The sequence below is a fragment of the Streptomyces canus genome (assembly GCF_030815415.1).
In the GTDB taxonomy this organism is placed as follows: Bacteria; Actinomycetota; Actinomycetes; order Streptomycetales; family Streptomycetaceae; genus Streptomyces; species Streptomyces canus_F.
This window is the reverse complement of sequence record NZ_JAUSWW010000001.1, coordinates 2332695-2346684: the sequence shown is the minus strand read 5'-3', so window position 1 is coordinate 2346684 and position 13990 is coordinate 2332695. Positions and strand designations below refer to the sequence as shown.

Sequence of the window (13990 nt, the reverse complement as noted above, 5' to 3'; positions counted from 1 at the left end):
GATCCGGCCGGGGTCGCGGGGTCTGGTGCGCACTCCCCCAGAGGGGGTACCCCCAGCGGCGTTGTCGTCGGTTGCCGACTCCCCCACTCTCGACTTCGCTCGAGCGGGGGGACCCCCATCGCGTCGACGCCCTCCTCCGCCTTGCAGCTGCACGCACCAGACCCCGCTCGGCCGCGTTACAAAGGCCCTGTCACTCAGAGCCGACCAGATCCACAAGACACCCCCTGCACGGGGCCGGACCGGCGGCATCGATCGACTCGTACGACACCAGGAGAGGGAACATGAGTAGCCGTACCGTCATCCGTGGTGGCCTCGTCGTCACCGCGTCCGACGAGATCCACGCCGACGTCCTGATCGAGGACGGCCGTATCGCCGCCCTCGCCGCCTCCGGCACCCCGGCCGCCGAGGCCTGGAGTGCCGAGCGGACCATCGACGCCACCGGCAAGTACGTCATCCCGGGCGGCGTCGACGCCCACACCCACATGGAGCTGCCGTTCGGCGGCACCTTCGCCTCCGACACCTTCGAGACCGGCACCCGGGCCGCCGCTTGGGGCGGCACGACGACCATCGTCGACTTCGCCGTGCAGAGCGTGGGTCACTCGTTGCGCGAAGGGCTCGACGCCTGGCACGCCAAGGCCGAGGGCAACTGCGCCATCGACTACGGCTTCCACATGATCGTCTCCGATGTGAACCAGGAGACGCTCAAGGAGATGGACCTGCTGGTCGAGGAGGGCGTCACCTCCTTCAAGCAGTTCATGGCCTACCCCGGGGTCTTCTACTCCGACGACGGCCAGATCCTGCGCGCCATGCAGCGCTCCGCCGAGAACGGCGGACTGATCATGATGCACGCCGAGAACGGCATCGCGATCGACGTGCTGGTGGAGCAGGCGCTGGCCCGCGGTGAGACCGACCCGCGCTACCACGGGGAGGTGCGCAAGGCCCTCCTCGAGGCCGAGGCCACCCACCGCGCCATCAAGCTCGCACAGGTCGCCGGAGCGCCCCTGTACGTCGTGCACGTCTCGGCCATGGAGGCAGTGGCCGAGCTGGCACGCGCGCGTGACGAGGGGCTCAACGTCTTCGGCGAGACCTGCCCGCAGTACCTGTTCCTGTCGACGGACAACCTCGCCGAACCCGACTTCGAGGGCTCGAAGTACGTGTGCAGTACGCCCCTTCGTCCGAAGGAGCACCAGGCCAAGCTGTGGCAGGGCCTCAGGACCAACGACCTCCAGGTCGTCTCCACCGACCACTGCCCCTTCTGCTTCGTGGGCCAGAAGGAGCTCGGCCGCGGCGACTTCTCGAAGATCCCCAACGGTCTGCCGGGCGTCGAGAACCGTATGGACCTGCTCCACCAGGCCGTCGTCGACGGGCACATCAGCCGCCGCCGCTGGATCGAGATCGCCTGCGCCACCCCGGCCCGGATGTTCGGCATGTACCCGAAGAAGGGCACCATCGCCCCGGGCGCCGACGCCGACGTCGTCATCTACGACCCGCACGCCGAGCAGATCATCTCCGCCGAGACCCACCACATGAACGTCGACTACTCGGCGTACGAGGGCAAGCGCCTCACCGGCCGCGTCGAGACGGTCCTGTCGCGCGGCGAACTCGTCATCACCGAGCGGGAGTACACCGGGCACGCCGGGCACGGTACGTACACCCCGCGCTCCACCTGTCAGTACCTCACCTAGGAGTGGCGCACATGGACTTCGGACTCGTCCTGCAGACCGACCCGCCGGCCTCGAAGGTCGTCAGCCTGATGAAGCGGGCCGAGCGCAACGGCTTCACCTACGGCTGGACCTTCGACTCCGCCGTGCTCTGGCAGGAACCGTTTGTGATCTACAGTCAGATCCTCGCCAACACCTCCAAGTTGACGGTCGGCCCCATGGTCACCAACCCGGGCACCCGCACCTGGGAGGTCACCGCCTCCACGTTCGCCACCCTCAACGACATGTTCGGCAACCGCACGGTCTGCGGCATCGGGCGCGGCGACTCCGCGATGCGCGTCGCGGGCCGGGCCCCGAACACCCTCGCCCGCATCAGCGAGGCCATGAAGGTCATCAAGGCGCTCGGCTCGGGCAAGGAGGCGGACCTCGGGGGCACGGTCATCAAGTTCCCGTGGATCAAGGAGGACGCCGAACTCCCCGTCTGGATGGCCGCGTACGGTCCCAAGGCGCTGAAGATGACCGGCGAGGAGGCCGACGGCTTCATCCTCCAGCTCTCCGACCTGTACCTCACCGAGTACATGGTGAAGGCGGTCAAGGACGCGGCCGTCGCCGCCGGACGTGACCCCTCCGAGGTGAAGATCTGCGTGGCCGCCCCGGCCTATGTCACCGAGGACGACTCGCCCGAGGCGCTCGCCCACGCGCGCGACCAGTGCCGCTGGTTCGGCGGGATGGTCGGCAACCACGTGGCCGACCTGGTCTCCAAGTACGGCGAGCACTCCGCCGCCGTCCCCGACGAACTCACCGACTACATCAAGGCCCGCGAGGGGTACGACTACTCCCACCACGGCCGCTCCGACAACCCCGACACCGCCTTCGTGCCCGACGAAATCGTCGACCGGTTCTGCGTCATCGGGCCCGTCGAGAAGCACATCGAGAAGCTCAACGCCCTGCGTGAGCTGGGTGTCGACCAGTTCGCCGTCTACGACATGCACGACGCGCAGGAGACCGTCATCGACGCCTACGGCTCGAAGGTGATCCCCGCCGTCAACGCCTGACCCCCGCACCCCCGTTCCCCCCGACCCCCCACACCTTGTCCCCCTTCTCCGCCCCGCCGTCCCGGGGCGGAGAAGGGTCCAGGGCCCCCGCACGGCCTATCCCGTCCCGCTCTTACCGATTGGCCTGCCCATGACCGACACAGTCCCCACGGGGTCGCCGATATCCCAGTCCGCCGGCCCCGACGGCCGGATCGAACTCAGCCCCGGGGCCTACCCCGCCGACAGTCCCTTCGCCAACGAGGACCTGCGTCCCGTACCGGTCTCCGAGCGCAAGTGGACGACGTACAACTTCGCGGCCCTGTGGATCTCCATGGCCCACTGCATCCCCAGCTGGACCCTGGCCTCCGGCCTGGTCGCCCTCGGCATGGACTGGAAGCAGGCCGTCTTCACCATCGCCCTGGCCAACATCATCGTGCTGCTGCCGATGCTGGCCACCGGGCACGCCGGACCCAAGTACGGCATCCCCTTCCCGGTCCTGGCCCGCGCCTCCTTCGGGCTGCGCGGCGCCAACATCCCGGCACTGATCCGGGCGGCCGTGGCCTGCGGCTGGTTCGGCATCCAGACCTGGATCGGCGGCAGCGGCATCTTCGCGCTGGGCTCCAAGCTCACCGGCGGGCACTGGGAGAACGCGGGGCAGATCGCCGGTAACCCGTGGCCGCTGTGGCTGTGCTTCCTGCTCTTCTGGGCGCTGCAGATCGCCATCATCTACCGCGGCATGGACTTCCTGCGGCACTTCGAGAACTGGGCCGCGCCCTTCGTCATCGCCGGCGCGCTCGTGCTGCTCATCTGGATCGCGGTCAAGGCGGACGGCTTCGGCGCGCTGCTCGACCAGCCGTCCAAGCTGGGCTGGGGTCCGGACTTCTGGCCGGTCTTCTTCCCCTCGCTCATGGGCATGATCGGCTTCTGGGCGACGCTGTCGCTCAACATCCCCGACTTCACGCGCTTCGGCGCCAGCCAGAAGGCGCAGACCTGGGGGCAGTCCCTCGGTCTGCCCACGACGATGACGCTCTTCGCGGTCCTCGCCGTGCTGGTCACCTCCGGCTCCGAGGTCGTCTACGGCACGGCGATCTGGGATCCGGTGGAGCTGGCCGCCAAGGCGGACAACGCCTTCGGTCTCCTCTTCGCGCTGGTCATCGTCCTCGTCGCGACCATCTCCGTGAACATCGCGGCGAACGTCGTCTCACCGGCGTACGACCTGGCGAACCTGGCGCCGAAGCTCATCAACTTCCGTACGGGCGCGCTGATCACGGGTGTCGTCGGCATCCTGATCTTCCCGTGGAAGCTCATCTCGACGCCCGAGTTCTACATCTTCACCTGGCTCGGTGTGGTCGGCGGTCTGCTCGGCACGGTGGCGGGCATCCTCATCGCCGACTACTGGATCGTGCGCAGGACGGTTCTGCACCTGGCGGACCTGTACACGCCCGGCGGGCGCTACTGGTACTCCAACGGCTGGAACTGGCGGGCGATCGCCGCCTTCCTGGTCGGCGGCATCCTCGCGGTCGGCGGGTCGCACTCGGCCGTCGGCGCGGACGGGGTCAAGACGGGGCCGTTCCCGACCGACGGTCTGATCCCGTTCCTCAAGCCGCTGGCCGACTACGGCTGGGCCGTGGGCCTGGGCGCCTCACTGGTGCTGTACGTCGCGCTCATGCTGCCGAAGGGCCGGGCGCAGGAGGGCATCCAGGTCTGATGTCCGGGACTGGGAGGGCGGTCGTCACTGGCCGCCCTCCAGTGCTGCCACCGCGTCCTTGGCCGCCTTGATGGCGCCCTTGTTGATCACATCCGTGTCGGGCGCCTTCTTCGACTCGAAGTCGCTGCCGTTGTAGGTGATGATCACCAGCGCGTTGGAGGCCTGGACGATGACCGTGCCCTCGCGGGTCTGCTGCTTGTCCTCGGTGGTGAGGTTCACGACCGAGTAGCCCTGGTCGCCCAGGCCCGGCACGTCCCCTCCGCCGCTCTTCTCCTCGATGCGCTCCTTGTACGAGGTCTGCGCCGCTTCGTCCGAGTCCATGATCTCGAAGGACACGTCGAGCCAGCGGTAGTCGTACCCCTTGAGCGCGTTCCAGGAGCAGGTGCGGCGGAGCTTCGTGTCCGTCGACGGGATCTCCTTGCCGGCCGACTTGGCGCCCGGGACCAGGGACTTGATGTTCTTCGTGGAGACACTGCCGCAGGGCGAGGGAGCCGCGGCGTAGGCCTTCGAGGCCGCCGCCGTCGCGGGGGCCGACGCGGATCGCGTGCCGCCGCCCTTCGACGCGGAGTCGTTGTCGGCGGTCGGGGCCGGTCCTGAGGAGAGCGACCAGCCCGCGGCGGCGAGCACGACGACCGGGGACAGACGCGCGGTCAGGGCGAGCGGCAGAGGAAGGGAACGCACAGGCGCACTTTTCCGTGGGGGACGGTGCGGAAGGTGTCCGCACTGCGGACGGGACGACAGTGTCACACGACTCCCTGTGGGGCGAAAGTGCCAACTCGCTCCGTGCATGTGCGGTGACAGCGGCCCGTAGTTGACGCGTTGTGTGTCCCGTTATGTCCGCACGGAGTTGCGGGTGAACGCCGATTCGATCCGGTCGACCGCCAGGAACGCCCCGTACGCGACGAGGTGCACCAGACAGTGGTCGGTGTGTTCCGGGCGGCGCCAGGCGGCGACGTCCTCGTCGGTGATGCGGTACGGCGCGAGGGCGGCCAGCAGCGCGAGGCGGGCCCCGGGCCGCTCGCGCCGGTCGGGGAAGGGGTCCGGGGTGAGGGACGGGTGCGCTCCGTCCCAGTCCAGCAGGACCTCCTCCACGAGATCCTGGTCGTCGGCGTCGAGCAGGGCGCCACCCGCCATGGCAGCCCTGAGCAACGCCGCGTAGGCGGGACCGACGGCCGTGCCACCCGCCCACGCGGGGGACTCGCCGGGGTCGGGGAGGTCGAGCAGCGCGAGTGCGGCGCCGGGCCGGGCCGGCCGGCGTACGGTCCGGGCCAGCGTGCGGCCCGCGAGACTGCGGACCGCGCGGAAGCGCTGGACGTTGCCCGGCAGCAGGTTCTCGGTCACCAGCGCGGAGACGATCCGGTTGATGAAGTGGAAGGCGAGCGCGGTGCCGAGGTAGCCCGGGGCGTCCTCGCCCGGGAACGGATACGGCTCGGGGCCGAGACCGCCCGGTACACGGGTCTGCTTTCCCCACTCCAGCACGCGCGCGTGCTCCTCGTTCTCGGGCCGCTCCCCGCGCGCGAGGCGTTCGGCCAGGGCGTGGTCGCCGGTGGCGTGCAGCAGCACGGTGTGCGCGTCCACGCAGAACGGACACCGGTTGGCGAGCGACACCCCGAGCGCCGCCAGCTCCTTGCCGGTGCGGCTGCCGGGGCCCGCGATCAACGACTCGCGCATCAGCGCCCAGGCTGGGGCGAGGAGTTCGGGGGCGGAGGAGAGGACCACGAAGGTGACCGGTTCGTCGATGCCGAACTCGCGGGCGAGCTGTTCGTAGACCTCGGCGACGCGACCGGTGGCCGCCTTGGGCGGCTGTGGCTCGGTGTAGCGGAAGGGTGTGGACATGGACAGCAGCGTGCGCCGACCGGGTGCCCCCGGTCGTCGTACGTCCGAAGGGAGTCGGCGCTGCGCCCGGGGGGCGGGACGAGCCCGCGGCGTACTACGGCGGGAGTAGTCGCAGAGTTGTCCACAGGGCTGACGCGGGTGTCGGCGGGGCCCTCTAGTGTGCGGACATGGGCGGGCACATGGTCACACACAAAGGGCTGGCCGACGCGGCGCTGGCGGTCGTGGTCGGCGCGTTGGCGATGACCACGGTCGCCTTCGACGGGGACAGGGGATGGCTGGACTACGGCCTGGTGGCGGTGAGTTCGGCCGCACTGGCCTTCTACCGGCCGGCCCCACGGGCGGTGCTGGCCGTCTCGACCGCCTCCGGCGCGGCGTACGTCCTGCACGCGCAGCCCGGACTGCCGGCCGCCCTGCCCGTCCTGGCCGCCGTGCACACGGCGGCACGGGTGGGGCACCGGGGCTGGGCCCTGCTGGCGAGCGGGCTGTACCTGGCGGCGTACGTGGCGACGGGCCCGGCCACCCGGGACATCGTGGAGAACGCGGCGCTGCTCGCGGGCTGGTTCCTGTTCGCGGCGGTGACCGGCCTCGCCGACCGCAACTGGCAGGCGTATCTGCGCCAGACCGAACAGCGCGCCCTGGAGGCGGAACGCACCCGTGAGGAGGCGGCGCTGCGCCGGGCCGGTGAGGAACGCCTGCGGATCGCCCGTGAGTTGCACGACTCCCTCACCCACAGCATCTCGATCGTCAAGCTCCAGGCGGGCGTCGCGGTGCACCTCGCCCGTAAACGGGGCGAGGAGATACCGCCCGCCCTGCTGGCCATCCAGGAGGCGAGCGGCGAGGCCATGCGGGAACTGCGGTCCACGCTGGAGGTCCTGCGCACCGACGAGGTCGTCGGCACGCCCGCACTGCTGGTGGAGCGGGCGCGGGCCGCCGGCCTCGCGGTGGACCTGACGGTGACGGGCGAGGAGTGCGAGCTGGGCGCGACGGTCGAGAAGGCGGTGTACCGCACCGTGCAGGAGGCGCTGACGAACGCGGCACGGCATGCAGGGCCGGCGAAGGTGCGGGTGCGGCTCGCCTACGAGGAGGACCGGGTCACGGTGGCCGTGGAGGACGACGGGAACGCCGCCCCGGACCGGCCCTTCGCGCCGGGCATCGGCCTGACCGGCATGCGGGAGCGGGTGACGGCGCTCGGCGGGACCCTGTACGCCGCCCCGCGTACGGAGGGCGGCTTCACGGTGCGGGCCGAGCTGCCGGTGGGGGAGGCCGGATGATCCGGGTGGCGCTCGTCGACGACCAGGCGCTGATGCGGGCCGGGTTCCGGGCCCTGCTGGAGGCCGAGGACGGCATCGAGGTGGTCGGTGAGGCGGCCGACGGGGAACAGGGCCTGGCGCTGGTGCGGGCCGAGGTGCCCGACATCGCACTGGTCGACGTGCAGATGCCGGTGATGACGGGCATCGAGGCGACACGCCGTATCGCCGCGGACCCCGCACTGGCCGGGGTGCGCGTGGTGATCCTCACCAACTACGGCCTCGACAGCTATGTCTTCGAGGCGCTGCGCGCCGGCGCCAGCGGCTTCCTGCTGAAGGACACGGACCCGGCGGACCTGTTGCAGGCGATCGACGTGGTGGCGGGCGGCGAGGCGTTGCTGTCGCCGTCGGTCACCCGCACCCTGATCGGCGAGTTCGTCTCCAGACCCCCGGACCGCGCCACGGCCCCCGGCCTGGAGTGCCTCACCCCTCGCGAACGCGAGGTGACGGCCCTGGCCGCGCGGGGGCTGACCAACGAGGAGATCGCCGCGCACATGGTCATCAGCCCGTTCACGGTCAAGACGCACGTCAGCCGGGCGATGACGAAACTGGGGGCCCGGGACCGGGCCCAACTGGTTGTGTTCGCCTACGAGTCGGGGCTGGTGCGGGCGCGCGAGTGAATTCCGTTGCCTGGCAGAGGCACCGATCAGCACGCTGGTGCCATGACAGAGACGACACAGCCCCGGCAGCCCGCCGTCCGAGACGAGATCCTCGCCTACTACACACGCGGCAACGAGGATGCCCGCCTGCGGGACGGAGGGGCTCCCGCCGGGCGGCTGGAGTTCTGGCGTACGCAGGACGTGCTGCGACGGCTGCTGCCCCCGGCGCCGGCCCGGGTGCTGGACGTCGGCGGCGGCAGCGGGGTGCACGCGGAGTGGCTGGTGCGGGACGGGTACGAGGTCGACCTCGTCGATCCCGTACCGCTCCACGTGGAGCAGGCGGCACGGATCCCCGGCGTCACCGCGCGCGCCGGTGACGCCCGCGAACTGCCCGCCGCCGACGCCGCCCACGACGTGGTACTGCTGCTCGGCCCGCTGTACCACCTGCCCGAACGCGCCGACCGGGTCAGGGCGTTGGCGGAGGCCTGCCGGGTGGTCCGGCCCGGTGGACCGGTGGTCGCGGCGACCATCAACCGGTTCGCGGGACTGCACGACCTGCTGCGCGAGGAGCGCTACTTCGACCCGGCGCAGCGCGCCCGTACCGACGCGGTCGGCGACCACGGGCGGCACGGCACCGAAGGCGGCCTGTTCACCACCGCCTACTTCGCCCGGCCCGACGAGGCCCCCGCCGAGTTCACCGACGCCGGGCTCACCGTCGACGGCCAGTACGGCCTGGAGGGCGCCGCCTGGCTGATGGGCGGCGTCGAGGACTGGCTGGACGACCCGGAACGCCGTGAGGCCGTCCTGGCGGCGAGCCGCCGCATCGAGTCGGAACCGACGCTCCTGGGGATCAGCGGACATCTCCTCACGGCGGGCACACGGCCCGCATAGCCTCCTTCGTACGATCATGTGCAGCGCCGCCCCCGCAGTGAGGAGTCCGCCCGTGTTCACCACCCGCCCCACCCTCCAGGGCACCTTCGGCATGGTGTCCTCCACCCACTGGCTCGCCTCGCAGTCGGCGATGGCCGTCCTGGAGGACGGCGGCAACGCCTACGACGCGGCCGTGGCGGGGGCGTTCGTGCTGCACGTGGTCGAACCGCACCTCAACGGGCCCGCCGGAGAGGTGCCGATCCTGCTCGCCCCGGCGGGCGGCGAGGTACGGGTGCTGTGCGGACAGGGCGTCGCCCCGGCCGGAGCCTCCGTCGCGCACTACAAGGAGCTCGGGCTGGACCTCGTCCCCGGCACGGGACCCCTCGCGGCCGCCGTCCCCGGCGCCTTCGACGCCTGGATGCTCCTGCTCCGCGATCACGGGACCAAGCCCCTCGCCGAGGTGCTCCGGTACGCCATCGGGTACGCCGAGGACGGACACGCGCCCGTGGACAACGTCGGAGCGACCGTCGAGACCGTCCGGGAACTGTTCGAGACCGAGTGGACCTCGTCCGCGGAGATCTACCTGCCCGGCGGACAGCCGCCCCGGCCCGGCGAGCTGTTCCGCAACCCCGCGCTGGCCGCCACCTGGAAGCGGCTGCTCGCCGAGGCCGGCGCGGCGGGCGACCGGGTCGCACAGATCGAGGCGGCGCGGGAGATCTGGCGGACCGGCTTCATCGGCGAGGCGCTCGTACGGCAGGCGCGGCGGCCCACCCTGGACACCAGCGGGGAGCGGCACGCCGGCACGCTGACGGCCGACGACCTTGCCGGGTGGTCCGCGACCTACGAGACCCCGGCGACGTACGACTGGAAGGGGTGGACGCTCTGCAAGGCCGGCCCCTGGAGCCAGGGCCCGGCGCTCCTCCAGCAACTCGCGCTGCTCCCGGCCGAGCTGCCCGCATACGGGTCCGCCGACTACGTCCACCTGCTGATCGAGGGCTGCAAGCTCGCCATGGCCGACCGCGAGGCCTGGTACGGCGACGCGGCCGACGTACCGCTCGACGAGCTGCTCACGGACGCGTACAACGCGCAGCGGCGGGCCCTGGTCGGCGACAAGGCCTCGTACGAACTGCGGCCCGGCAGCCCCGGCGGGCGCGCGCCCCGGCTGAGCGCGCACGCGCACGTGGTCACCACGGACGACCCCGCCTTCAGCCCCATGGGGGCGGGGGAGCCCACCGTCGCCAAGAGCCCGGCCTCCCCGGTGCCCGGCGAACCCGAGGTGGCCGCCGACGGCACCACCCGCGGCGACACCTGCCACCTCGACGTCGTCGACCGCTGGGGCAACATGGTCGCCGCCACCCCCAGCGGCGGCTGGCTCCAGTCCAACCCCGTCGTGCCCGAACTGGGCTTCCCGCTCGGCACCCGGCTCCAGATGACCTGGCTGGAGGAGGGCCTGCCGAACTCGCTGACGCCGGGCCGCCGCCCCCGGACCACCCTCACGCCCTCGATCGCGCTGCGCGACGGCGTGCCCGTCATGGCCTTCGGCACACCCGGCGGGGACCAGCAGGACCAGTGGCAGCTGCACTTCTTCCTCGCGGTCGCGCTGCGCCCGGCGGTGCGCGGGAGCCTCGACCTGCAAGGCGCGATCGACGCGCCCAACTGGCACAACGACAGCTTCCCGGGGTCCTTCTACCCGCGCGGCATGCGGCCCGCCAGCGTGACGGTCGAGGCCCGGACGGATGCCGGGGTCGTCGAGGAGCTGCGGCGGCGCGGGCATGACGTGACGGTCGGCGACCCCTGGTCCGAGGGACGGCTGTGCGCGGTCGCCCGGGATCCGGGGACCGGGATCCTGTCGGCGGCGGCGAATCCGCGCGGGATGCAGGGGTACGCGGTGGGCCGCTGAGCCCACGCCACGCCCGCTCCCGGCCGTTGATCCCATATCCCGGTATTCAGCGTGATTCCACCCACAGTCCACCCATCGGGTGGGGATTGTCAGTGGGGCATGCTCTTATGGAGTCATGATCGACGACACGGAAACCATCGACGAGTTTCTCGCCCGCCACTCGGCCGACGTGGAGGAGGCCCTCCGCAAGGCCGCCGCGGCCGAGATCATGCCCCGCTTCCGTCAGCTCGCCGCGCACGAGGTCGACCAGAAGAGCGGACCGCACGACCTGGTGACGGACGCCGACCGGCTGGCCGAGCAGCACCTCACCGAAGCGCTCGGCGCCCTCCTGCCCGGCTCCGTCGTGGTCGGCGAGGAAGCGGTGCACGCCAACCCGGCCTCGTACGAGGCGATACGGGGCGACGCCCCGGTCTGGATCGTCGACCCGGTCGACGGCACACGGCAGTTCGTGCGCGGGGAGGACGGCTTCAGCACCCTCGTCGCGCTCGCCCGGGGCGGCGTGCTGCACGCCTCCTGGATCTACGCGCCGGCTCGTGACCAGCTCGCCACCGCCGTACGGGGCCAGGGCGCGTTCCTCGACGGCGAGCGGCTGTTCGCCGGGCCGCCGGAGCCCGGCCGGGACCTCGAAGTGGCGACCTCCCACCCGGACTACACGACGGACGAGCAGAAGCGCGCCCTGCTGGGGCTGTGGACGGACGGCATCGCTCCCCGCGCCTGCGGTTCCGCCGGCCTGGAATATCTCGCCATCGCCCGCGGCCGGCTGGACGCCACCGCCTTCTCCTGGGAGGCGGCCTGGGACCACGCGGCGGGCCTGCTCCTCGTCGAGGAGGCGGGCGGCGCCCATCTGACCATCACCGGCGAGCCGTTCCGCGTCACCGGCGGCAACACCCTGCCGTTCACCACGGCACGGGACGCGGCGACGGCACGGCGGATCATGGGGCTGCTGGCGGGCGGGGTCTGAGGCGCGGTCCGGCGGGCAGGGGCGGCCGGGTTCCGCGGTCCGCCACCGAAGGTGACCGTCCGGACACCGTCCGCGCTCCAGTCCCCCGCGACCCGGGACCGACGGTGCCCCGTCCTATCCTGATCCAGTGGCCATCGGCTGACGAAGGAGTCCGAAGGTGCCGTCGATGCTTGACGCATGCGTGGTGGGTGCGGGACCCAACGGACTGACCGCTGCCGTGGAGCTGGCCCGCCGCGGCTTCTCCGTGGCCCTCTTCGAGGCGCGCGACACCGTCGGCGGGGGAGCCCGCACCGAGGAACTCACCCTGCCGGGCTTCCGGCACGACCCGTGCTCCGCGGCACACCCCCTGGGCATCAACTCGCCCGCGTTCCGCGCCCTTCCGCTGGAGCGGTACGGCCTGGAGTGGCTGCACGCCGACCTCCCCATGGCCCACCCCTTCACCGACGGCACCGCCGCCGTGCTGTCCCGTTCGGTCGCCGAGACGGCCGCCTCGTTCGGGCCGCGCGACGCTGGCGCGTACCGCAGACTGGTCGAGCCGTTCCTGCCCCGATGGGACACCCTGGTCCGGGACTTCATGTCGCTGCCGCTGACCGCGCTGCCCCGCGACCCGGTCACCCTCGCCCGCTTCGGCCTCGCCGGACTGCCCCCGTCGACCTGGCTGCTGCGCCGCTTCCGCGACGAGCGCGCCAAGGCGCTGTTCGCCGGTCTCGTCGCGCACGTCATGGCGCCGCTCTCCGGCTTCGCCACCGGCGCCATCGGCCTGGTCTTCGCGCTCGCCGCGCACGCGCGCGGCTGGCCCGTCGCCCGTGGCGGCTCCCAGTCCATCTCCGACGCGCTCGCGGCCTACCTCAAGGACCTCGGCGGCGCCATCCACACCGACTACGAGGTCAAACGCCTCGACGACCTGCCGCCCGCCCGCGCCTACATCTTCGACACCTCGCCCACCGCGCTGGCCCGCATCGCCGGCTTCGGCCGCTACTACGACAACTACCGGTACGGCCCGGGCGTCTTCAAGGTCGACTACGCCCTCGACGGCCCGGTGCCCTGGACCGCGTCGGAGCCCCGCACCGCCGGCACCGTGCAGATCGGCGCGAACACCGCCGAGATCAGCACCGCCCTGCGCGCGGCGTCCCGGGAGGGCAGGGCCCCCGACAGACCGTTCCTGATCACCGTGCAGCCCAGCGTGGTGGACCCCACCCGGGCCCCCGAGGGCAAGCAGGTCTTCTGGGCCTACGGCCATGTCCCCAGCGGCTGGACCGGCGACCTCACCGACGCCATCGAGCGCCAACTGGAGCGTTTCGCCCCGGGGTTCCGCGACCTCGTCCTGGCCCGCGCCACCGCCGGCCCGCCCGAACTGGCCGCCCGCAACGCCAACTACGTCGGCGGCGACATCGGCTCCGGCGCGGTCACCGGACTGCAGATCCTGCTGCGCCCCAAGCTGTCGCTGTCCCCGTACACCACCCCGCACCCGGCCGTCTTCATCTGCTCCTCCGCCACCCCGCCGGGCCCGGGCGTGCACGGCATGTCCGGGCACAACGCGGCGAAGGCGGCGTGGAGAAGGCTGCGACAGACATGACCGCCCTCACGCTCGTCCAGGGCGACATCACCGGCGAGAGCGCCGACGCCATCGTCAACGCGGCGAACTCCTCGCTGCTCGGCGGCGGAGGCGTCGACGGCGCCATCCACCGCCGCGGCGGCCCGGCGATCCTCGAGGACTGCCGCAAGCTGCGGGCCTCCCAATACGGCAAGGGCCTTGCGACGGGCCGCGCGGTCGCGACCACGGCGGGCAATCTGCACGCCCGCTGGGTGATCCACACCGTGGGGCCCGTGTTCAGCCGGTCCGAGGACCGCTCCGGCCTGCTGGCCTCCTGCTACCGCGAATCCCTGCGCGTCGCCGACGAACTCGGCGCCCGCACCGTCGCTTTCCCCGCCATCTCCACCGGCGTCTACCGCTGGCCGATGCGGGACGCCGCCCGCATCGCGGTGGCGGCGGTCCGGGCCGCGGAGACCGACGTCGAGGAGATCAGGTTCGTCCTGTTCGACGAGGACGCGTACGCGGCGTTCGCCGCAGAGGTCGGCTGACGCGGGCGACCGCACGCGACCGAACACACGCG

12 protein-coding genes are annotated in these 13990 nt (G+C 71.9%); 10 read left to right on the top strand and 2 right to left on the bottom strand.

What is annotated here, in order from left to right; all coding sequences use genetic code 11:
• Window positions 1-281 precede the first annotated feature (281 nt).
• The 3 genes from hydA to QF037_RS10960 all read left to right on the top strand — a co-directional run bounded on the left by hydA (window position 282) and on the right by QF037_RS10960 (window position 4403).
• Window positions 282-1685 carry a dihydropyrimidinase gene (gene hydA, locus QF037_RS10970; protein ID WP_307024063.1) on the top strand — a complete coding sequence of 468 codons (1404 nt, stop codon included), beginning with the start codon at window positions 282-284 and terminating at the stop codon, window positions 1683-1685.
• A gap of 11 nt (window positions 1686-1696) precedes the next feature.
• Window positions 1697-2716, top strand: coding sequence for a TIGR03842 family LLM class F420-dependent oxidoreductase (locus QF037_RS10965; RefSeq protein WP_307024062.1), 1020 nt, complete (start codon window positions 1697-1699; stop codon window positions 2714-2716).
• Between the two features lie 130 nt (window positions 2717-2846).
• A complete protein-coding gene (locus tag QF037_RS10960; RefSeq protein WP_307024058.1) occupies window positions 2847-4403 on the top strand; it encodes an NCS1 family nucleobase:cation symporter-1 in 1557 nt (518 codons plus the stop codon).
• Between the two features lie 24 nt (window positions 4404-4427).
• On the opposite strand, the gene QF037_RS10955 is transcribed toward QF037_RS10960, so the two are convergent.
• Both QF037_RS10955 and QF037_RS10950 read right to left on the bottom strand, forming a co-directional pair.
• The gene (locus QF037_RS10955; protein ID WP_307024057.1) at window positions 4428-5084 is read right to left on the bottom strand and encodes a hypothetical protein; all 657 of its coding nucleotides are present in this window, start codon (window positions 5082-5084) and stop codon (window positions 4428-4430) included.
• Window positions 5085-5234: 150 nt separating this feature from the next.
• Window positions 5235-6239, bottom strand: a complete 1005-nt coding sequence (locus tag QF037_RS10950) for a carboxymuconolactone decarboxylase family protein (protein WP_307024055.1) — start codon at window positions 6237-6239, stop codon at window positions 5235-5237.
• A gap of 167 nt (window positions 6240-6406) precedes the next feature.
• Here QF037_RS10950 and QF037_RS10945 point away from each other — a divergent pair, with 167 nt between their 5' ends.
• The 7 genes from QF037_RS10945 (at window position 6407) to QF037_RS10915 (ending at window position 13958) form a co-directional block, all read left to right on the top strand.
• Entirely contained in the window at window positions 6407-7510 is a 1104-nt protein-coding gene (locus tag QF037_RS10945) for a sensor histidine kinase (RefSeq protein ID WP_307024052.1), read from the top strand.
• Window positions 7507-8166 (top strand): response regulator, encoded by a 660-nt coding sequence (locus QF037_RS10940; protein ID WP_307024051.1) that lies wholly within the window; start codon window positions 7507-7509, stop codon window positions 8164-8166. Before QF037_RS10945 ends, QF037_RS10940 begins: the two co-directional genes overlap by 4 nt.
• 42 nt (window positions 8167-8208) lie before the next feature.
• On the top strand, window positions 8209-9036 hold the full coding sequence (locus QF037_RS10935) for a class I SAM-dependent methyltransferase (protein ID WP_307024050.1): 828 nt from the start codon (window positions 8209-8211) through the stop codon (window positions 9034-9036).
• A 52-nt stretch (window positions 9037-9088) separates the two neighbouring features.
• The gene (locus QF037_RS10930; protein WP_307024049.1) at window positions 9089-10915 is read left to right on the top strand and encodes a gamma-glutamyltransferase family protein; all 1827 of its coding nucleotides are present in this window, start codon (window positions 9089-9091) and stop codon (window positions 10913-10915) included.
• A 115-nt stretch (window positions 10916-11030) separates the two neighbouring features.
• Entirely contained in the window at window positions 11031-11876 is an 846-nt protein-coding gene (locus tag QF037_RS10925) for an inositol monophosphatase family protein (RefSeq protein WP_307024048.1), read from the top strand.
• Between the two features lie 166 nt (window positions 11877-12042).
• Complete coding sequence (locus QF037_RS10920; protein ID WP_307024046.1) at window positions 12043-13452, top strand: phytoene desaturase family protein; 1410 nt, start codon at window positions 12043-12045, stop codon at window positions 13450-13452.
• Window positions 13449-13958, top strand: a complete 510-nt coding sequence (locus QF037_RS10915) for an O-acetyl-ADP-ribose deacetylase (RefSeq protein WP_307024044.1) — start codon at window positions 13449-13451, stop codon at window positions 13956-13958. The genes QF037_RS10920 and QF037_RS10915 overlap by 4 nt, the downstream gene beginning before the upstream one ends.
• Window positions 13959-13990: the final 32 nt, after the last annotated feature.